16 protein-coding genes are annotated in these 19,460 nt (G+C 68.3%); 2 read left to right on the top strand and 14 right to left on the bottom strand.

All coding sequences use genetic code 11. The features are described from left to right. Positions 1–501: 501 nt before the first annotated feature. The 8 genes from hisG to metH form a co-directional block, all read right to left on the bottom strand. Positions 502–1,353 carry an ATP phosphoribosyltransferase gene (hisG, locus tag ACWCPQ_RS16370; RefSeq protein WP_449899347.1) on the bottom strand — a complete coding sequence of 284 codons (852 nt, stop codon included), beginning with the start codon at positions 1,351–1,353 and terminating at the stop codon, positions 502–504. Between the two features lie 37 nt (positions 1,354–1,390). Continuing rightward, entirely contained in the window at positions 1,391–1,654 is a 264-nt protein-coding gene (locus ACWCPQ_RS16365) for a phosphoribosyl-ATP diphosphatase (RefSeq protein ID WP_449899346.1), read from the bottom strand. A gap of 455 nt (positions 1,655–2,109) precedes the next feature. Next, positions 2,110–3,924 (bottom strand): choline/carnitine O-acyltransferase, encoded by a 1,815-nt coding sequence (locus ACWCPQ_RS16360; RefSeq protein WP_449899344.1) that lies wholly within the window; start codon positions 3,922–3,924, stop codon positions 2,110–2,112. Between the two features lie 46 nt (positions 3,925–3,970). After that, complete coding sequence (locus ACWCPQ_RS16355) at positions 3,971–4,792, bottom strand: class I SAM-dependent methyltransferase (protein WP_449899343.1); 822 nt, start codon at positions 4,790–4,792, stop codon at positions 3,971–3,973. 43 nt (positions 4,793–4,835) lie between these two features. Beyond that, on the bottom strand, positions 4,836–5,696 hold the full coding sequence (locus tag ACWCPQ_RS16350; RefSeq protein ID WP_449899341.1) for a HalD/BesD family halogenase: 861 nt from the start codon (positions 5,694–5,696) through the stop codon (positions 4,836–4,838). A 205-nt stretch (positions 5,697–5,901) separates the two neighbouring features. After that, positions 5,902–6,600: an HAD family hydrolase gene (locus ACWCPQ_RS16345; protein ID WP_449899338.1), complete on the bottom strand. Its 699-nt coding sequence runs from the start codon at positions 6,598–6,600 to the stop codon at positions 5,902–5,904. A 208-nt stretch (positions 6,601–6,808) separates the two neighbouring features. Further along, a complete protein-coding gene (locus tag ACWCPQ_RS16340) occupies positions 6,809–8,401 on the bottom strand; it encodes a serine/threonine-protein kinase (protein WP_449899335.1) in 1,593 nt (530 codons plus the stop codon). Between the two features lie 317 nt (positions 8,402–8,718). Continuing rightward, positions 8,719–12,315 (bottom strand): methionine synthase, encoded by a 3,597-nt coding sequence (gene metH, locus ACWCPQ_RS16335; RefSeq protein WP_449899332.1) that lies wholly within the window; start codon positions 12,313–12,315, stop codon positions 8,719–8,721. 143 nt (positions 12,316–12,458) lie between these two features. Between metH and ACWCPQ_RS16330 the strand changes: the two genes are divergently transcribed. Beyond that, positions 12,459–13,346 (top strand): PAC2 family protein, encoded by an 888-nt coding sequence (locus ACWCPQ_RS16330; RefSeq protein WP_063061211.1) that lies wholly within the window; start codon positions 12,459–12,461, stop codon positions 13,344–13,346. Positions 13,347–13,377: 31 nt separating this feature from the next. Here the strand turns inward: ACWCPQ_RS16330 and ACWCPQ_RS16325 are convergent, their stop codons facing one another. Continuing rightward, positions 13,378–13,683 carry a hypothetical protein gene (locus ACWCPQ_RS16325; protein ID WP_036513657.1) on the bottom strand — a complete coding sequence of 102 codons (306 nt, stop codon included), beginning with the start codon at positions 13,681–13,683 and terminating at the stop codon, positions 13,378–13,380. 214 nt (positions 13,684–13,897) lie between these two features. Between ACWCPQ_RS16325 and ACWCPQ_RS16320 the strand changes: the two genes are divergently transcribed. Beyond that, the gene (locus ACWCPQ_RS16320) at positions 13,898–15,130 is read left to right on the top strand and encodes an XRE family transcriptional regulator (protein ID WP_449899330.1); all 1,233 of its coding nucleotides are present in this window, start codon (positions 13,898–13,900) and stop codon (positions 15,128–15,130) included. Between the two features lie 85 nt (positions 15,131–15,215). Here ACWCPQ_RS16320 and ACWCPQ_RS16315 read toward each other — a convergent pair whose 3' ends face one another. From ACWCPQ_RS16315 to ACWCPQ_RS16295, 5 genes are all read right to left on the bottom strand, one after another. Next, positions 15,216–15,749 carry a M15 family metallopeptidase gene (locus ACWCPQ_RS16315; protein ID WP_449899328.1) on the bottom strand — a complete coding sequence of 178 codons (534 nt, stop codon included), beginning with the start codon at positions 15,747–15,749 and terminating at the stop codon, positions 15,216–15,218. A gap of 155 nt (positions 15,750–15,904) precedes the next feature. Next, on the bottom strand, positions 15,905–16,651 hold the full coding sequence (locus ACWCPQ_RS16310) for an HpcH/HpaI aldolase family protein (protein ID WP_449899326.1): 747 nt from the start codon (positions 16,649–16,651) through the stop codon (positions 15,905–15,907). Then, on the bottom strand, positions 16,651–17,415 hold the full coding sequence (locus ACWCPQ_RS16305) for an SDR family NAD(P)-dependent oxidoreductase (RefSeq protein ID WP_449899324.1): 765 nt from the start codon (positions 17,413–17,415) through the stop codon (positions 16,651–16,653). Before ACWCPQ_RS16305 ends, ACWCPQ_RS16310 begins: the two co-directional genes overlap by 1 nt. Further along, positions 17,412–18,734 (bottom strand): histidinol dehydrogenase, encoded by a 1,323-nt coding sequence (gene hisD, locus ACWCPQ_RS16300; protein ID WP_449899322.1) that lies wholly within the window; start codon positions 18,732–18,734, stop codon positions 17,412–17,414. The genes ACWCPQ_RS16305 and hisD overlap by 4 nt, the downstream gene beginning before the upstream one ends. Continuing rightward, positions 18,725–19,459 carry an alpha/beta fold hydrolase gene (locus tag ACWCPQ_RS16295; protein ID WP_449899320.1) on the bottom strand — a complete coding sequence of 245 codons (735 nt, stop codon included), beginning with the start codon at positions 19,457–19,459 and terminating at the stop codon, positions 18,725–18,727. The genes hisD and ACWCPQ_RS16295 overlap by 10 nt, the downstream gene beginning before the upstream one ends. Position 19,460 lies beyond the last annotated feature (1 nt).

The raw sequence follows: 19,460 nt of genomic DNA, 5'->3' as shown, positions 1-19,460 counted from the left end.
GAAGGTGCTGTGTTTTTGGCGCGCTGGCGCGCGCGGGGTCGAGGCCCCCGAAGTCTCGCCGTTTCGGCCTCGAGACTCGAGCCTTCGGCTCATGCGCTTTCGAGGCCGAAACGGCGAGACGGGCCTCAACCCTTGGAGGTGTCTCGTAAAACTCGACGCATGCGGGTTGCGGTGGCATTCGACATTCGTCTGCATGCGGACCCGCTGTGTGTGCGGGTCGGCATGCGGGCATTTGGTTCTGCTGTCGGATGGTGGGCATGCGGACCCGGGAGTTCAGCTACTCCGGGTGGGTCGGCATGCGAACCCCTGTCTATTGCTACTGCGGATCGTCGGCATGCTTATCCACACCATGTACCTACTCCCGAATGGCCGGCATGTGTGGTCGGGGCCCGCCCCGGTTCTGGAGCGACAGAGCGAAGGAGCGCAGCGACTGAGCGGCGGAGTGAAGAACCGGGGTTAATAGGGCCCCGACCCCGCGACGCCGGAGGCGGCGCCATAGATTCAGAAGGCGCGGCAGGAACGGATATCGGTGGCCAGAATCGCCCGGGCGCCGAGTTCGGCCAGCTGGTCCATCAACTCGTTGCCCTTGCGGCGCGGCACCAGCGCCCGCACCGCGACCCAGCCGGGGTCGGCCAGCGGGGCTACCGTCGGCGATTCCAGGCCGGGGGTCAGTTCGGCTGCCCGATCCAGCAAGCTCTTCGGGCAGTCGTAGTCGAGCATCAGGTACTGCTGAGCGAACACCACGCCCTTGACCCTGGCGATCAGCTGGTTACGAGCCCGATCGCGCTGGTCGGAGCCGGCCCGTTCGATCAGGACGGCTTCGGAGTCGCACAGCGAATCCCCGAAAGCGACCAGGTTGTGCTGGCGCAGGGTGCGGCCCGAGCCGACCACGTCGGCGATCGCGTCGGCCACGCCGAGTTGGATGGAGATCTCGACGGCGCCGTCGAGGCGGATCACTTCGGCTTCGATTCCGCGCCGGGACAGATCGGCCAGTACCAGGTTCGGGTAGGAGGTGGCGATCCGTTTGTCCTGGAGGTCCTCGACCTTCCAGTCCTGGCCCTGCGGGGCGGCGTAGCGGAAGGTCGAGCCGCCGAATCCGAGTGAGAGTCGTTCTTCGACGGGGGCGCCGGAGTCCAGCGACAGATCCCGTCCGGTGATGCCCAGATCGAGTTCGCCGGAGCCGACATAGATGGCGATGTCCTTGGGTCGCAGGAAGAAGAATTCCACCTGGTTGGCCGGGTCGAGCACGGTGAGGTCGCGAGAGTCGGTGCGTTTGCGGTAACCGGCCTCGGTGAGAATGGCGACCGCGGATTCGGAGAGTGCGCCCTTGTTGGGTACTGCGACGCGCAGCATGGCTGGTCCTTTCGGCTGGAAGGGATGGTCGGGGCGTCTACAGATGTCGGTAGACGTCCTCCAGCTGCAGCCCACGGCCCACCATCAGCACCTGCACCCAGTAGAGCAGTTGCGAGATCTCCTCGGCGAGCGCTTCGTCGCCTTCGTGTTCGGCGGCCAGCCACACCTCACCGGCCTCCTCCAGCACCTTCTTGCCCTGGGTATGGACGCCCGCGTCCAGCGCGGCGACGGTGCCCGACCCGGCGGGACGGGTGGTTGCGCGATCCTGGAGCTCGGCGAACAGGGTCTCGAAAGTCTTCACGGCAGGTCATTGTTTCAGACGGTGTTCGCGGCGCCGCCTCCGGCGTCGCGGGGCTGTGCTCATGGCGCCGCCTCCGGCGTCGCGTGTCGGGGCCCTCGTGACCCCGGTTCTTCACTCCTGCGCTCCTCCGCTTCGCTCCCCCGCTCCGTCGCTCCAGAACCGGGGCGGGCCCCGGCCACCGAGGTCGACCATCAGAAGTAGACGGATGGTTCGCCGGGTGCGCCTCGGTCGGCGTGGGTGGAGCGGGACTCTGCCGGTACACGATGCTCATACGCCCAGGGGCATGACGAGCAGGCTCAGTTTGCGATGGTCTCGCTGCGGATCGATCCATGACAGGCCGACTACACAACGCTTCGTCGCTTCGGAATCGAGACATGCCGCAACCGCCGGGCAAGACTCAGCCCCGGGTGAGCACCATGGTGGCGCGCACCCGGGGCGGAGTGCAGGAAACCGGATCAGGCTTCGGAGAGCAGCGCCTCCAGTTCGGCCACGGCGGTGCGCAGGTGTCCGGCGAAGGCGTGCATCTCGTCGGCGACGGCCGCCGGCGTCGCCAGGTAGAGGTTCCACCGGTCGGGCAGCAGTACATAGGCGATGCCGATGCACTTCGGGCTGGTGGACCCGAATCCGAAGTAGCTGATGTTCACCGACGGCGCGGAGCTCGTGCTGAGATAGTCGTCGCGCATGACGGTCCAGCCCGGGCTGCTGTACAGCGGGATCGGTTCGATGACCCCGAGCTCGGCGCCCCGGCGCCGCTGGATCCACTCCAGTTCCCACAGGTGTTGTTCGGGGGCCGCACCCGACTGGCACTGTTTGGCCCGTTCCACATGTGCGGCGGCGGCAGCGCGGGTGGCGGCCAGTTTCGCGGCGGTATCGGCCGCCGGGTCCTGCAGGGTGTCGGCGAAGGCCACCATCTCCGGGGTCACCACACGCATCGCCTCGGTCCGACCGTTGCGGTACTGCCTGGTGGCGATGGATTCGTAGGTGGCGCCGGTGCGGCCCTTGCTGCGCCGGTGCGCGAGCTGGTAGCTCAGCTGAGCGAAGGCATCCGGGGAGATACCGAGCTGTTTGGCGCGCGCGGTGCCGAAATCCGCGAACGATACGGTGGTGGTGGCGTTGTCGGCGGCGTACTGCGTGAACGCGGCACCGGCCGCCACCACTTCGGCCTGCTGCTCCACGTCGAGCCGGAACTCGATCTGTTCGGACGGCGGCAGGCCCTGCCCCCGGGCGCCGGAACGCTGGGCGTGGTCGGCGACGGACGTTTCCAGCAGGGTGTCGACGAAGGACAGGATGGTGGTGCCGTCCAGTCCGCAGTGTTCGACATTGATTCCGGCCCGGCCGTCGGCGAAGACGATGAACGATACGGATTTGTCGAACCACCGGTTGGCGCTGTCACCGTGCAGCAGCGTATCCGCGGCGTGCAGATCGTCGCGCGGGGCGAAATCCTCGAGGCAGACGGCGAACAGCGCGGTTTCGATGGTGTCCAGTGCCGCGGCGTTGTGCGGATCGCTCAGCAGCCGGGTGCGGGCGCGGGCCCACTCGGCGCGGGCCGCGGTGGTCAGTTGTCCGACCGAGGTACCCGCCGGGGCCGGTTCGGTGGCGGATTTCAGGATGCTCCGCAGACCGGCGGTCACATCCTCGAAAGCATAGGGATCGCCTTCGGGGCCGACGACTTCCAGTCGGAATATCGACCCGCGATGGAGGACGAGAATATGGCGGGCCGTGGACGGCCCGGGCTCCGCGTCGCTGTAGGGCACCCGCACGGTGTCCTGTTCGGTGCCCGGGATCCGGGTCTCGGAGAACAGGTACTTGTTCTGCCACATGGACAGGCGCTGCCCGCGCTGGGTGACCGGCGGGATCGCTTCCTGGTCCAGGGCCAGTTTGTAGTCGACCGCGGCGGTGACCAGGGCGGCGGCACGCTCGGCCTGGTCCGCCGTGGTCGAACTCGCCAATGCGGTGTCGTCGCGGAACAGGAAGAAGAAGTTGGCGTTCAGCGCGATCCGGTCCCGCCGGCCCAGATAGCGCGACGGCCAGAACCGGTCGAGCCAGCTACCCACGCCCGGGGTCTCGTCGTATTCGCGCAACGCGTCGTGCAGGACGCGGCCCGGACCGCCGGGACGCAGCAGATCCGCGACGGCGTCCTCGGTGACGGCCAGCTGCTCGGCAGTCAGCAGGGGCGTACACCACTGGACGAAACGCGCGCAGCTGTCCTCGAGGGTCGGCAGCGGGACCCGCGGCAGCTGGTCCTCGGCGGCGAAGGTGGGTTCGGTCAAGTCGTTCTCCGGTTCGGTCGTCGGTCGTCGGGTCGCGCCCGGCGGGCTATTCGGTGGATGTGGGCGACGAAAGCGGCCGGGACACATAGAGATTGGCATACAGCCGACCCTCGTCCTCCAGGCCGGTCGTATCGATCCCGTTACCGGCCAGCCTACCGAGCACCTGCTCGCGCTCGGCCGCCGAGGCGAAACGGCGCTGGGCGAATTCGCCGGGTAATCGCTCGGTGCGGTACCCCAGTGCCGCCAGTTCCGCCTCGATGAGCCCGAAACCGTACATGCGCAGCACGAAGTGCGCCATCCAGGGACGCCGTTCGGGATGGGCGGTCGCGATACGCACGATCGTCTTCTCGGTGACGTAGCCGATACAACCGGTCGAGACGACCAGATCCGCCGAGGCCAGGACCGCCCGCTGGGCGTCGGTGGGGTCGGTGACCTCGAGGTCGGCGTGCACGACAGCGTCGAGCAGCCCCGCCGCGTGGGCGTACTCCAGCGCGGGCGCGGAGGCGTCCATACCGATGAACCGCACTCCCGGCAGCGCCTCGGCGCCGGCCAGCCGGGCGCGGTCCCGGGTGACGAATTCGTCGGTGGTGATATCCGGGTCCGCGTACGAATCGGCCAGTTCGGCGAGGGTGGTGTCCAGCCGCAGCAGCGCCGCGTTCACCCCGTAGGAGCAGCCGATGTCGAGCACGCTCGGCGCCGCGCCGGTAGCGGCGCGATACTCGGCGATCTGCTTGCGCAGATGCGGTTTCGCCAGTTCCGGGATGCGGTAGTCCAGCTCCGACATCCGGGCGTAGTAGTCGCGCGGATCGGGTCTCGAGTAGATATCGTCGAAGGAAGCTTTCCCGGTGGTGTGCAACGGAACTGGCACGTGGTGTTCCTCTCCTCGGGCTGTATCCGCTCGATCGCGTCGATCAATCGAGCAGCCGGTCACCTCGGACGGCATCGGCCGCCGCGAAATGCTCGGTGAGCACCCGCCCGAACAATTGACGGGTGCGTTCCACGGTGCCGATGACACCGGGGCGGTCGCTGTAGGCGAAGATCGCCGTATGCCGCGCGGCCGCACCCGCCACCGGGGAGACCCGGTGCAGCGAGAAGCGGCCCTGGAACAGCTGCAGATCGCCGGGCCGCAGCGCCAGCCGCCGCACCAGGCGGTCTCCGGACCCGGTCAATACCGCGTGCACATCGGCCAGGTTCTCGGCCTGCGGGGAGCGGATGCCCGGACAGTATTCGAACACTCCGCCCGATTCCGGGGTGGCGGTGAGCATACTGACCGTGAATTCGTTGGTATCGAAATGCCACGGATGCGATTGGCCCGGTGCGACCACATTGAGCACCAGGCCGGCCAGTGGGTCGGCGAATTCGTGGAGCCGGTCCCGGCCGAAGCAGTCGGCGAGGAAGCGCTGGAAGAGATCGTCGGTGTACAGGCGCTGGATGAGCGCGTCGGCGGGAATCCGGTCCCGTCCGACGAAGGCGTTACCGCGTTCGAACACGATCCGGCCCGGATGGCCGTCGGGCAAATCGCTGTCCAGCGGAATGTTGTATGCGTTGACCTGCTCGGTGCGGTAGTAGGCGTGCGGCGCCATCTGCTCGCCTTGTTCCGCGAGCAGGGCGTGTAGTTCGGGCCGGATGAACTCGCGCAGGACGGTACAGCCGTCCTCGGCGAGATCGGCCCGGGCCGCCGCGACGGCGGCGCGCCAGCCGGGCGCACCGGGCTCCGCGAGCGGGTAGCGGGAAGTGTCGACGATTTCGTCCAAGGTCACCGTGGCGGCCATAGCGATATTGTTGTCGGACTGTCTGCGACACGCCCGGTGTTTGCCGGAGATAGCGGGTGAGTCCGGTCACGGACCGTTCGGTCTTGTTGATACACAACACCGTTCGCGGGCCCGGATTGTCAGCCTTCACCGTCTTCGAGACGACCTTCGCGAAAAGCAGCCCATGATCGGATGATTCGGGGCGCGTTGCGCGAGCCGCTTCGCGTCAGAATGCGGTCGCGTCCCCCGCCGCGACGGCGCGGCCGATCCGCAACACCTCGTCCAGATCGGCTCGTGACAACCCGATCAGGCTCTCCCGGTGCACCCTCGACGGGTGGGCCGGCACCGGTATCTCGCAGGGGACCACCAGTACCCCGCAGCCTGCGGCCGCCGCGGCCGCCACCCCGGTGACCGAATCCTCGACGGCCACACAATCGCCCGGCTCGAGACCCAGCAGTTCCGCCGCCCGGAGATAGACCGCCGGATCCGGTTTCCCGTGCGGCACCTCGTCACCGCAGACCGAGACATCGAACCGGTCGCGCCCCAGTGTCTCGAGCGCCAGTTCGGTCAGCGACCGCTTCGTATTGGTCACCAGCGCACAGGGCACATCCGCGGCACGCACCATCTCCAGCGCCTCCACCGCGCCCGGTCGCCACGGAATCGGCCCGGTCATGAGTTCGGTGACCCGCGCCTCCAGGAAACGCCCGGCCTCGGCGACGGCCTCGGGCTCCGGCGGCAGACCGAGTTCGGTGAACATGATCCGCAACGCGTTCGCACCGGACGCCCCGATCAGCGCGTGCCGGATCTCCTGGGTCATCTCCCGGCCCAACTCCCGGGCCAGCTCCCGGACCCCGATATCCCAGAGTTTCTCCGAATCGAGGAGGGTGCCGTCCATATCCCACAGCACTGCGGCCAGCGGGCTCATACGTGAGGCCTTTCGTCGCGGTGGTTCATCTCCCCTGCCCCGACGCCCGGCGCGGCGCCCGAAAAACCGTCGCCCGACGGTATCTGCACCAGACGAGCGCGGGCGATCGGCTCACCGGCCGCCCGGCATCCGCGGTACCGGCCCACGCCGCCACCGAACCGCCCGGGCATCCCGGGCCCACCACGCTGCCGGATCCGCACCCGCCGGCTCATTGCAACTGGGACGCGGTGATCACCAGTTGCCCGCCCTGGGGCACCACCTGGAACGATCGGCTCTCCGACTGCGTCGAACCGTTACTCATCGTGTACGTGATCGTGGCAACGGCCGAACCATTGCCCGCCGGGGATACCGCACCGACGCTCACGGCCGAGATACCCGACCAGAAGCGGGTGTACTCGGCATAACCACCGGTGGTGGCCTGGTAGGCGGGCGACAGCTGAGCCCAGGCCGCGGACGGGTTACCGGGTAGCTGGCCGTAATAGCCGCGGACGAACTGTTCCACCTTGGCCGGTGTCGGCGGGCCGGTCTCGGCCGGGGTCGTCGGCGCCGCAGTGGTGATGGTCGACCGGGTCGTGGTGGTATCGGTTTCCGAAGTATCCGGCGTGAGCGCTTGCGAGGTACCCGGAGCGAGCGCGGCCGGATCCTCGGCGTCGCCGCCCTCGGTGAGGTTCGCCAGCACCAGGCCCGCGATCACCACCAGGACCAGCGCGGCGGCACCCGCCAGCAGCGCCGTCCTGGTGCGCTTCCCGGATCCACCGGCGGCAGGCGGCGGGGGCGACGCGGCGGCCGCGGGCCCGGAACCGGCGGGTGCGGGACCGACCGAGCCCTGGCGGGGACCACGGAAGGCCGGCGGAGTCCCGCCCGGCGGCGGAACCGGCGCCGCGACCGGGGTATCCGCCGCCGCGGTCGGGGCGGGCGCGGCCAGATCGGCCGGCAGGATCTTCGTGGCAGCGGGCTGCTCCGGTTCGACCGGCAGCGTTGTCCGGCCGGCCGCCACATCCTCGAGCATGACCTGGGCCTCGTGCATGGTGGGCCGGATCGCGACCTCGGTCGCGAGCAGCCGCATCAGCACCGGTCCCAGCGCGCCCGCTCCGGCGGGCGGTTCGACCTGCCCACCGGCCACCGCGTGCAGTACCGCCAGCGGATTGTCGCCGTCGCCGAAGGGCGGGCGGCCGGTATGCGCGTGGTACAGCGTGGATCCCAGCGCGAACACATCGGAAGCGGGTATGGGCTGCTCACCCCGGGCCACCTCGGGGGCGAGGTAGGCCGGGGTCCCCGCCAGGAACCCCGTGGCCGTGACGGTGACATCGCCGGTAGCCCGGGAGATACCGAAGTCGGTGATTTTCACCGTACCGTCGTCGCCCACCAGCAGATTCGCCGGTTTCACATCGCGGTGCACGATTCCGGCGTCGTGTGCGGCGGCGAGGGCGGCCGCCGCCTGGGCACCGAGAGCGGCGACCTCCAGCGGCCCCATGGTGCCGTCCAGGCTCAACCGGCTCGCCAGACTCGGCGCGTTCATGTATTCCATGACCAGCCACGGCTGGCCGTCCTCGTCGGCGACGTCGAACACCGAGATGGCGTTGGGGTGGTGCAGGCGGGCGGCGATACGCCCTTCGCGCAGCGCCCGTTTCCGCGCCTCCGCGGTCTGCTGTTCGGTGAGGTTGGGCCCGAGCAGCACCTGTTTGACCGCGACGGTGCGCTGAAGCCGGATATCGAGTGCCCGCCACACCACACCCATGGCGCCGGTGCCGATGGGATCCGTGAGCCGATACCGTCCGGCGATCAGCCGATCCTTGGTCATCTCTGTCGTGGCCCCTTCTGTTCGCCGCCGAGTCTTCCAGCACTCCGCGCGTCACAGGCGGCTGCCTACGGCTCCGCTCCGGCACGGCATGGCCGAACTACCCGACAACATTGTCGGGACACCTGATTCGGCCGGGAACCTCAGCGGAAATTCCCGGAAATCCTACGCTCCGGCACCTGGAAGCCGCGCGGGCAGTAGGGGTTTACCGATCCCGCCGAACCCCGCTCACCTGCATTTTTCGTTTACGGGGCCAGGACGGATCGGCCGGATACACCGATGAGTGACGACAATCACACACCCGGAAGGTTTACCCGGACTCAGGCATTGAAGTACTTCGCCTCCGGATGCAGCAGGACGAAGGCGTCGGTGGACTGCTCGGGATGCAACTGCAATTCCTCCGACAGGGTCACCCCGAGCCGACCGGCGTCGAGCAAATCCACCAGTTTGGCGCGATCCTCCAGATCCGGGCAGGCACCGTAGCCGAACGAATAGCGCGCACCGCGATACCCGAGTTTGAAGTAATCGGTGACCTCGGCGGGATCGGTCTCGGCGATCGCGTGACCGTCGAGTGTGAGTTCCTCCCGGATCCGCCGATGCCAGTACTCGGCGAGCGCTTCGGTGAGCTGGACACCGATACCGTGCACCTCCAGGTAATCCCGGTAGTTGTCCGCGGCGAAGAGTTCGTTGGCGAAATCGGCGATCGGCTGCCCCATGGTGACCAGCTGGAAGGGCAGCACATCCACCTGTCCGGACTCACGGGCGCGCTCCCGGGAACGGATGAAATCGGCGATGCACAGGAACCGGTCGCGTTGCTGCCGCGGAAAGGTGAAACGGTGACGCTGCGGCGCATCGGGTTCCGGTTCGGTGAGCACCACGACATCGTCACCTTCGGAGACGGCCGGGAAATACCCGTACACCACCGCGGCGTGCTGCAACACACCCTGCGTGCTGAGCTCGTCCAGCCAGGCCCGCAGCCGCGGCCGGCCGTCGGACTCCACCAGTTCCTCGTAACTGGGCCCGTCGCCACCCCGCTGGCCGCGCAGCCCCCACTGGCCGAGGAACAGCGCCCGTTCGTCCAGCAGTCCGGAGTACTCGTGCACCGGCAGACCCTTGATCACCCGGGTCCCCCAGAACGGCGGCACCGGCACCGGCACATCGGCGGCGACATCCGACCGGGCGGGTACCTCGATCGGCGTCTCGGTCGCCCGGCGCTGTTCGGCGATCCGACGGGAACGCTCATGGCGCGCCTTGCGTTCGGCTGCCTTCTTCCGTTCGGCGACGGCCGCCGGACTGTCGGGGTCGGGACCGCCGCCACGCTTACGCGACATGATTTCGTCCATCAGGCGCAGGCCCTCGAAGGCGTCGCGCGCATAGTGCACATCGCCCTCGTAGACGTCGGTGAGATCGTTCTCCACATAGGAGCGGGTCAGCGCGGCACCGCCGAGCAGGACCGGGAACTGGTCGGCCACTCCACGGGAGTTGAGCTCCTCCAGGTTCTCCTTCATCACCACGGTGGATTTCACCAGCAGCCCGGACATCCCGATCACATCGGCCTTCTTGTCCAGCGCTGCGTCGAGAATGGTGGCGATGGGTTGCTTGATCCCGAGGTTCACCACCTCGTAGCCGTTGTTGGACAGGATGATGTCCACCAGGTTCTTCCCGATATCGTGCACATCGCCCTTGACCGTGGCCAGGACGACGCGGCCCTTACCGCTGTCGTCGGTGGCCTCCATATGCGGTTCGAGATAAGCGACCGCCGTCTTCATGACCTCGGCCGACTGCAGGACGAACGGCAACTGCATCTGCCCGGACCCGAACAGCTCGCCGACGGTCTTCATCCCGGACAGCAGTGTCTCGTTGATGATCTTCAGCGGCGGCACCTCCCGCATCGCCTCGTCCAGATCGGCTTCCATACCGCCACGTTCACCGTCGACGATGCGCCGCTCCAGGCGATCGAACAGCGGCAGCGCCGCCAGTTCGTCGGCCCGGGAGGCCCGGGAATCGGCTGCGGAGACACCCTCGAAGAGCTGCATGAGTTTCTGCAGCGGGTCGTAGCCCTCGCGGCGGCGGTCGTAGACCAGGTCCAGGGCCGTCTCCCGGTGTTCGTCCGGGATCCGGCTCATCGGCAGGATCTTCGACGCGTGCACGATGGCGCTGTCCAGGCCGGCCTGCACACATTCGTGCATGAACACCGAGTTCAGGACCTGCCGGGCGGCCGGGTTGAGACCGAACGAGATATTCGACAGACCCAGCGTGGTCTGCACGTCGGGGTGACGGCGTTTGAGCTCCCGGATGGCTTCGACGGTCTCCAGGCCGTCGCGACGCGACTCCTCCTGCCCGGTACCCAGGGTGAAGGTGAGGGTATCGATGATGATGTCGCTCTCGTGCAGACCCCAGTTGCCGGTGATATCGGCGATGAGTCGCTCGGCGATGGCGACCTTGTGCTCGGCCGTGCGGGCCTGGCCCTCTTCGTCGATGGTCAGCGCGACCACCGCGGCGCCGTGTTCGGCGACCAGGGCCATGGTCTGCTGGAACCGCGAATCGGGGCCGTCGCCGTCCTCGTAGTTCACCGAGTTCACCGCGCAGCGCCCGCCCAGATGTTCCAGCCCCGCGCGCAGCACCGGGGTCTCGGTGGAGTCGAGCATGATCGGCAGCGTGGACGCGGTCGCCAGCCGGGAGGCCAGCTCCGACATATCGGCGCTACCGTCGCGGCCGACGTAGTCGACGCAGAGATCGAGCATATGGGCGCCGTCGCGGGTCTGATCCTTCGCGATGTCCAGGCATTTCGCCCAGTCCTGCGCGAGCATGGCCTCGCGGAACGCCTTGGAACCGTTGGCATTGGTGCGCTCGCCGATCATCAGCACGCTCGCGTCCTGCCGGAACGGCACCGCGGTGTACATGCTCGAGATACTGGGCTCGGGTTCGGGCGAACGGCGCTGCCCGACGGGTGCCAGGCCGCTTTCGACTTCCCGGACCGCTTCGGCCACCTGCCGGATATGTTCCGGAGTGGTGCCGCAGCAGCCACCCACCAGGGCCAGGCCGTAATCGGCGACGAAACCGCGCAGGGCCGCGGCCAGCTCCTCCGGGGTCAGCGGATATTCGGCGCCGTTCGCACCGAGGACCGGCAGCCCCGCGTTCGGCATCACCGATACCGGGATACGGGCGTGCTGGGACAGGTACCGCAGATGCTCGCTCATCTCGTCCGGGCCGGTCGCGCAGTTGAGGCCGATCAGATCGATCCCCAGCGGTTCGAGCGCGGTGAGCGCGGCGCCGATCTCGCTGCCCACCAGCATGGTGCCGGTGGTCTCCACGGTGACGTGGGTGATGATCGGGATCCGTCGCCCGGCCCGTTCCATCGCCCGATGGGTGCCGGTGATGGCGGCCTTGACCTGGAGCAGATCCTGACAGGTCTCGATCAGGACCGCGTCGGCGCCGCCGTCGAGCATGCCGAGCGCGGCCTCGGTGTAGGCATCGCGCAGATCCGCGTAGGGCGCGTGGCCGAGGGTGGGGAGTTTGGTACCCGGGCCCATCGAGCCGAGTACATAGCGCGGCACCCCGTCGGGACCCGCGCCCATTTCGTCGGCGACCTCACGAGCCAGCCGGGTGCCCTTCTCGGAGAGATCCCGGATCCGATCGGCGATCCCGTAGTCGCCCAGGTTCGGTAAATTGCAGCCGAAGGTGTTGGTCTCCACGGCGTCGGCGCCGGCTTCGAAATAGGAGCGATGGATGTGCCGCAGCACCTCGGGGCGGGTGTCGTTGAGGATCTCGTTGCAGCCCTCCAGCCCGCGGAAATCGTCGAGAGTGAGGTCCACGGCCTGCAGCATCGTGCCCATCGCACCGTCACCGATCACGACACGCCTGGTGAGAGTGTCGAGCAAGGTGGTATCGAACTCGGCGGAGCGGGAGGCAGACATGGATTCCAGCCTAGTGTGCACCTCCGTCACGGTGTCCCCCTACTTCCCGCCCTGTGCGGGCGGCCACACACGACCGGGGTGCGACAGGCGCGGCGGGACCGATACTGCGCGCCGGTAGCGGCCCGCACCGTAGGCTGGCAGGGGTGAGCTCGAGTGAATCCCCGGTGGATCGGGAACTACCCGCCCTGCGCGACCCGGTGCTCGTTGCGGCCTTCGAGGGCTGGAACGACGCTGGTGACGCGGCCAGCGGCGCGGTGGAACATCTGGAGTTGATCTGGGATGCGCGGCCGCTGGCCGAACTCGATTCCGAGGACTATTACGACTACCAGGTGAACCGGCCGATGGTCCGGCAGGTGGAGGGTGTCACCCGGGAGATCGTCTGGCCGGCGACGGTGCTGTCGGTGTGCTCCCCGCCGGGGAGTGACCGCGACGTGGTGCTGCTGCGTGGTATCGAACCCAATATGCGCTGGCGGCGCTTCTGCGCGGATCTGCTGGAGTTCATCGATCAGCTCGGCGTGCAGACCGTGGTGATCCTGGGCGCGCTGCTCGCCGATACCCCGCACACCCGCCCGGTCCCGGTGACCGGTTCCGCCTACAGCAAAGAGGCCGCCGAACAGTTCAACCTCGAGCAGACCCGCTACGAGGGGCCTACCGGGATCACCGGCGTGCTCCAAGATCAGTGTGTGAAGGCCGGGGTCCCGGCGGTGTCGTTCTGGGCCGCGGTTCCGCACTACGTCTCGCAACCGCCGAATCCGAAGGCGACGATCGCGCTCCTGCACCGGGTCGAGGATGTACTCGATATCGAGGTGCCGCTGCGCGAACTGCCGCAGCAGGCCGAGGAGTGGGAGTCGACGGTGAACGAGATGACCGTCGCCGACGACGAGATCGCCGAATACGTGCGTTCACTGGAGGAGCGCGGCGATGCCGCGATCGATGTGAACGAGGCGATGGCCAAGATCGACGGCGACGCCCTCGCCGCCGAATTCGAGAAGTACCTGCGCAGACGAGGACCCGGCGGCTTCGGGCGCTGAGGGGGGTACGCCGGGCCGCCGGGTCCTCGGTTCAGCCGGCCACCGACCAGATGCGGGCGGCGGCATCACTGGCCAATTTCGCGATGAGCAGTTCGCGTGGAATCGTCTGGCCGGTGAGGTGATCGAGCGAGGGAACGACCACGTGGTGGGCGTCCGCCCGCTGGAGTTCCCGGGTCAGTTCTGCGAATGCCGTCCCGTCACCGGGGCGGGATTCATGGAAGGTAGCGGCAAAGCACAGTCCTCGGGCCTCGGCCAGCTCACGTAGCGCCGCCTCCATATCGTCACCGTCGCCCGCGGCCAGATCGTCGCGTAAATACCCGTATACCAACGCTTCCACCCGAACCTCCTGAATCCTTCCCCACCGCGGGGGCGGGGAACCATTTCCTGCTCCGGGATCTCCTCCCGCATTCGCGGGGGTGTTGCTTGAACCAGTACGCAGCCGGTTCTATTCGAGCATGACCGAACGCCCACAACGGCAGAAGAGGTCATGCGGGGGACATCTGGATGCCCTCTGCGGTCCACGGAAAGTTTGCTGGTGCAATACTGGCGACGTGACTGCTGCTGAAGATCGTCCGCTGTGGGCCGTCCGGATGCGCTCGGAACGCGATGCCCGGGGTTGGTCACAGGCGGACGCCGTCCGCGCGCTACGCGCGAAGTCGTCCCAGAATCTCCCGACCGACAGCACCCTCCTACGCAATTGGCGGCGTTGGGAATCGGGCGAATCGCGCCCCGACGATTTCTACGCCCCGCTCATCGCGGCCGCCTTCGATTCGGTGGCCGCGGCGTTCTTCCCGAAGGCCCGCCCGAGCCGCGACGACGAATTGCTCACCGCCACCGGGATGGACACGCTCGAGTTCATGGGACGCCTACGGATGTCCGATATTTCGACCGCGACCCTGGACGCGGTGCGGATCACCGCGCAGCGACTGTGCTGTGATTACTCCTCCACCGATCCCCACGAACTCCATCTCGAGGCCTCGGGCTGGTTGCGCCGGATCGCCGCGCTGCTCGACAGCCGGCTCACCCTGGCCCAGCACAAAGAGGTCCTGGAACTGGCCGGATGGGTCGCATTGCTACTCGGCTGCCTCGAATACGATCTGGGCCGGCGCAGCAGCGCCGAGGCCACCCGGCGGGCGGCCCGGTCACTCGGGCAGGAGGCCGGCCATACCGAGATCATCGGCTGGAGTTCGGAACTGGCGGCCTGGTTCGCGCTCACCCAGGGCAATCATCGCGGGGTCATCCAGGCGGCCGAGGCGGTCCCGGCCGAATGCGCGGCCAGCGGGGTCGGGGTACAGCTCGCGGCCCAGCGGGCGAAGGCCTGGGCCCGGCTCGGTGATCGCGCGGCGGTGGACGCGGCCTTGGCCGAGGGGCGCACACTGCTGAATCGGCTGGGGCATCCCGACGATCTCGAGAACCATTTCGTGGTGGATCCGCAGAAATTCGATTTCTACGCCATGGACTGCTGCCGCGTCGTCGGCGACGATACGAACGCCGCGATGTACGCCCAGGCGGTACTGGCCGATTCGGTCACCCTGGACGGTTCGGTGCGCAATCCCATGCGGGTCGCCGAAGCCCGGCTGACCCTGGCCGTGGTGGCCGCCCGCGGCCGTGATCTGGAGTTGGCGGTCGCGGAGGGACGGCGGGCATTCGAGGCGAAACGGAGGTCTCTGCCCTCGCTACTGTGCATCGGCAGCGAGGTCGCGCACGAACTGGTCGAGAACTTCCCGGGCGACCCGCGGACCCGCGCATTCCTGGACGAGCTCCGGTCGTTGTCGGGAGTCTGAGGATTCGCCGCCCGTGCATCGGGCGCTACACCGGGCGTCCGGGCACCGACCGGTCAGCACCGAGTCCGGTCGGCCTCCGACGCTGTCAGCGGTGGGCGGCATCGGGCACTCGGGCGGGACACCCGGTCCCGGGCAGCGTGACCAGCTCGAAATGCCACCATTCATTGTCGAAGGTGCGGCAGAGTCCCCAGCGGTTGCCATTGGCCTCCAGCCAGGCGGCACCGTCGCGAGGCGCGATATCCACCGCTTTGCCGGTGACATGGGTGGATTCCTCCGGTGGCAGTACCCAGCGCCGGGTTTCCTCCGGGGTTCCGTAGGTGCGCAGCCCGTCCTCCCACATGGCCCGCTGCTCCTCGGGTGTGCGGAAACCCGAATTGATCGACATCGGCACACCCTGCGCGTGAGCTTCCTCCTCGGCCATGGTGTAGGCCAGGGCCAGCATCGGGTCCAGGCCCTCGGTACCCGCCGCCGCTACCTCGGTGAGCGGCGGTACCGGGAATCCCGGAGCGGGCGCGGCACCGGCGGGCGCGGCGCCCAGCACCAGTCCGGTGGCCGCGACCGCCAGGATCGTGGCCGTCGCACCGGTGCGGCGGGATCGGACGCGCGCGGGGTTGATCATGCCGATGATCCTATCGGCGCCGCTCACCCACCTCCGAGAAAACCTGAGCTGAGCTGCACAAATGTGATCCGGTAGCCACGGATCTGTCACTTGCCACCGACCCGGGCCGCGCCGCCCGCCGGGGCACTGCGGCCCGCCCTGGAACCGTCCGGTGATCAGCGCACCGACCGCAGCTTCGCGAAGGTCTCCATCAGCACATGACTGAGGTTGATCACCACCAGGCCCGCGCCCGAATCGAACGCCGCGGCCGCGCGCTCTTCGCTCGATACGATATCGAGCCGGATCAGTCCCCGGCCGGCTATCGTCACGTGGACTTTCTCGATTTCGGCGCGCACCCTCGGATCGGCCGGCCCCGCGACGCCCATGGACACCGCGAGATCCGCCGGTCCGACCATCACCCCGTCGATTCCGGGCACGGCCACGATCTCCGCGGTGTTGCGGCAGCCCGCCGTGGACTCGACCATGGCGATGACGATCGTCGCCCGCTCGTCGGCGGCCAGATGATCCGCCGCCGTGACGGTGCCGTACCGGCCCGCGCGGCCGTAGGTCGCGAAACCACGGTCGCCGACCGGTGGGTACCGAGCGGCATGGACCACGGCAGCGGCCTGACCGGCATCGTCCACGTGGGGCACGACCACCCCGGTGGCGCCGTGATCCAGCACCCGCTGGATCAGTGCCGGTTCACGCTGCCCGACCCGGACCAGCACCTCCATCCCGTGCGCCTGAGCGGCGGCGATGTGCTGCCGCAGCGGGATCAGGTCGGCGGGGCCGTGTTCGCAGTCGATCAGGACATAGTCGAATCCGGCCACCCCGGCCATCTCCACCAGTTCCTCGGCGGGCATGCGGACCAGCGCGCCGAGCAACCGCTCGCCCGCGCGCAGGCGCTGTTTCATCGCCGTCATCAACGGGCCACCATGCCGGCGGACAGGTCGATATCGGCAGCGCAGAGGCCGGGCATTGCGAGCATCGCCAGCACCGCCCGGGCCACCTCGTCCTCGGTGACCATGCGCCCGAGCGCGGCGCGGGAGACGAACGCGTGCTCGGCCTCTTCGTACGTGGTTCCCGTCCGTTCGGCCTCGAGCCGGAAGTTGCGGTGCATCCGCGCGCTGTCCACCGGACCGGGGGACAGCGAGTTCACATTCACCCCCAGTGGGCCGACCTCGGCGGCCAATGTCGTGGTGAGACCGATAACCGCCATCTTCGACGCGCAATAGGGGGTCCGGCGGGCCAGCGGCCGCTTCCCGGATACCGAGGCCAGGTTGATCACATCGCCGCGCCCGGCCTCGACCATCGCCGGGACGAAGGCCCGGCACAGCAGGTACACACCGCGCACATTGACCGCGAAGACGTCGTCCCAGTCGTCGGGGGTGATCTCGGTGAGCGGCGCGACCGGGCCCGGTACGCCCGCATTGTTGACCAGGATCGACACATCCTCACCAGCCAGCTCGGCGGTCAGCGCCGCGACCGAGTCCCGGTCGGCGACATCACAGACCGCCGCGCGGACGGACTCCGGATACCGGGCCACGACACTGTCGAGTTTGGCCCGGTCCCGGCCCACCGCGATCACCCGTGCCCCGGCGTCGGCCAGTGCCACGGCGATGGCCGCGCCGAGCCCGCTGCCGCCGCCGGTCACGAGGGCGGTGCGTCCGATGACCGGGCCGCTCACGACGACGCCCCGGCATACACATCCGCGGCCCACGGCAATTCCGCACCCGCGTATTTGGCGGCCCGCACATCGCCGGACCGCGCGTGTCCCTCGAACAGTTCGACTCGGGCGGCCCGACCGCAGACCTCGCCCAGCCGCGCACTCGACGCGCGATCGACCACCTCGGAATAGGTGACCGTCTTCAGATACTTACCGACCCACAGGCCACCGGTGTAGCGGGCCGAACCCCGGGTCGGGAGCACATGATTGGTCCCGATCACCTTGTCGCCGTATGAGACACAGGTGCCCTCGCCGAGGAAAAGGCCACCGTAGTTGGTCATCTTCTCCAGCGCCTCACGCGGCTCCCGGGTCAGGACCTCGACATGTTCGCTGGCGTAAGTGTCGGCGAGCGCGTAGGCCTCGTCGAGGGAATCGACCACGAGGATCTCGCCGTGATCACGCCAGGCCGGGGTCGCGAAATCGGCGGTCGGCATATCCGGCAGCAGCGCCTCGATATGGTCGAGAACCCGCCGGCCGAGCGCTTCGGAGGTGGTGATCAGTACCGCGGGTGAATCCGGGCCGTGTTCGGCCTGGGAGAGCAGATCGACGGCGACGACGAACGGGTCGGCCGCATCGTCGGCGATGATAAGGATCTCGGTCGGGCCGGCGAAGAGATCGATACCGACCTCGCCGAAGAGCTGGCGTTTGGCCTCGGCCACATAGGCGTTACCGGGACCGGCCAGCAGATCGACCCGGTCGATGGTCTCGGTGCCCCGCGCGAGCGCGCCGATCGCCTGGACACCGCCCAGCAGATAGATCTCGTCGGCACCGGCCAGGTGCATGGCGGCGACGGTTGCCGCCGGGATCTCGCCACGAATGGGCGGGGTGCACGCGGCCACGCTCGGCACTCCGGCGACCTTCGCCGTCACGATGGTCATATGAGCCGATGCGGTGAGCGGGTAGCGCCCGCCCGGCACGTAGGCGCCGACCCGGCCGATCGGGATATGTTTCTGCCCCAGGTGGACTCCGGGCAGCGTCTCGACTTCGAAATCGGTGAGCGAATCGCGCTGATGCTGCGCGAAGGTGCGCACCTGCTGCTGCACGAATTCGATGTCCTCGACGACCTGCGCGGGTAGCGAGGCGATGATCTCCTCGATCCGGGTCTGCGACAGCCGCAACGATTCGGGGCTCCATTTGTCGAACTGCTCGGAGTACTTGCGTACCGCGGCATCGCCGCCGGTCCGGATGTCCTCGAGGATCGCGGTGACACGTTCGCCGACCTCGGAGCGGTCCTGCCGGACCACTTCCGCCGGGACCGGCTTCTTCAGAACTACGGGCATATCGACTCCTGTGCGGTGGTTCGGTACTGAGCGACGGCGGGCAGCCAATCGCCCAGAAGTTCGGAAATTCGTTGCGGCACTTCCCACGTGCACAGATGACCGGTGCCGGCGATCGTTTCGAAGCGGGAACCTTCGATCGCGCCGGCAATGGCCCGGTGGTATTCGCGAGGACAGAGGGCGTCGTCGTCCGCGGAGACGACGAGCGCCGGGCAGCGGACGGCGCCCAGTGAAGGAACCGAATCGAAGCGGTCCGCCTGGGCCCGGAGCTGACCGAGGAATCGGTCGGGGCCGACGCGGAGCGCCATCGCCACGAATCGTTCGACCAGTTCGGGGGTGCCGGCCCGGTCGGCGAACATAGTGGGCGCGATGACCTCGCGCACCACGATGCCGAATTCCCCCCGGGTGGTCCGGAACGCCATATCGTGCCAGGAACGGTACTGCGTGGCGGTCGGCGCGTGCGGGTTCGTCGAGATCGCGCAGAACCCGAGGACCCGCTCCGGTGCCCGGCGCAGTACTTCGAACCCGGCGATCGCGCCCAGGCTGAGCCCGGCCAGGACGAACGGCCCGTCCACCGCGGCGAGCACCTGATCGGCCATACCGGACAGGGACGGCGCGTCGAGAGCGCTGTGCACAATGCGGAACCCGGGGCCCGGCCGCACCTGTGCCCACAACTGCGCGTCGCACAACATGCCGGGCACGAACACGACCGGGATATCGCCGGACATC

The sequence above is a fragment of the Nocardia sp. NPDC001965 genome (assembly GCF_053594175.1).
Note: the sequence above shows the minus strand (reverse complement) of the source record. Positions and strands in the feature narration are given on the sequence as shown.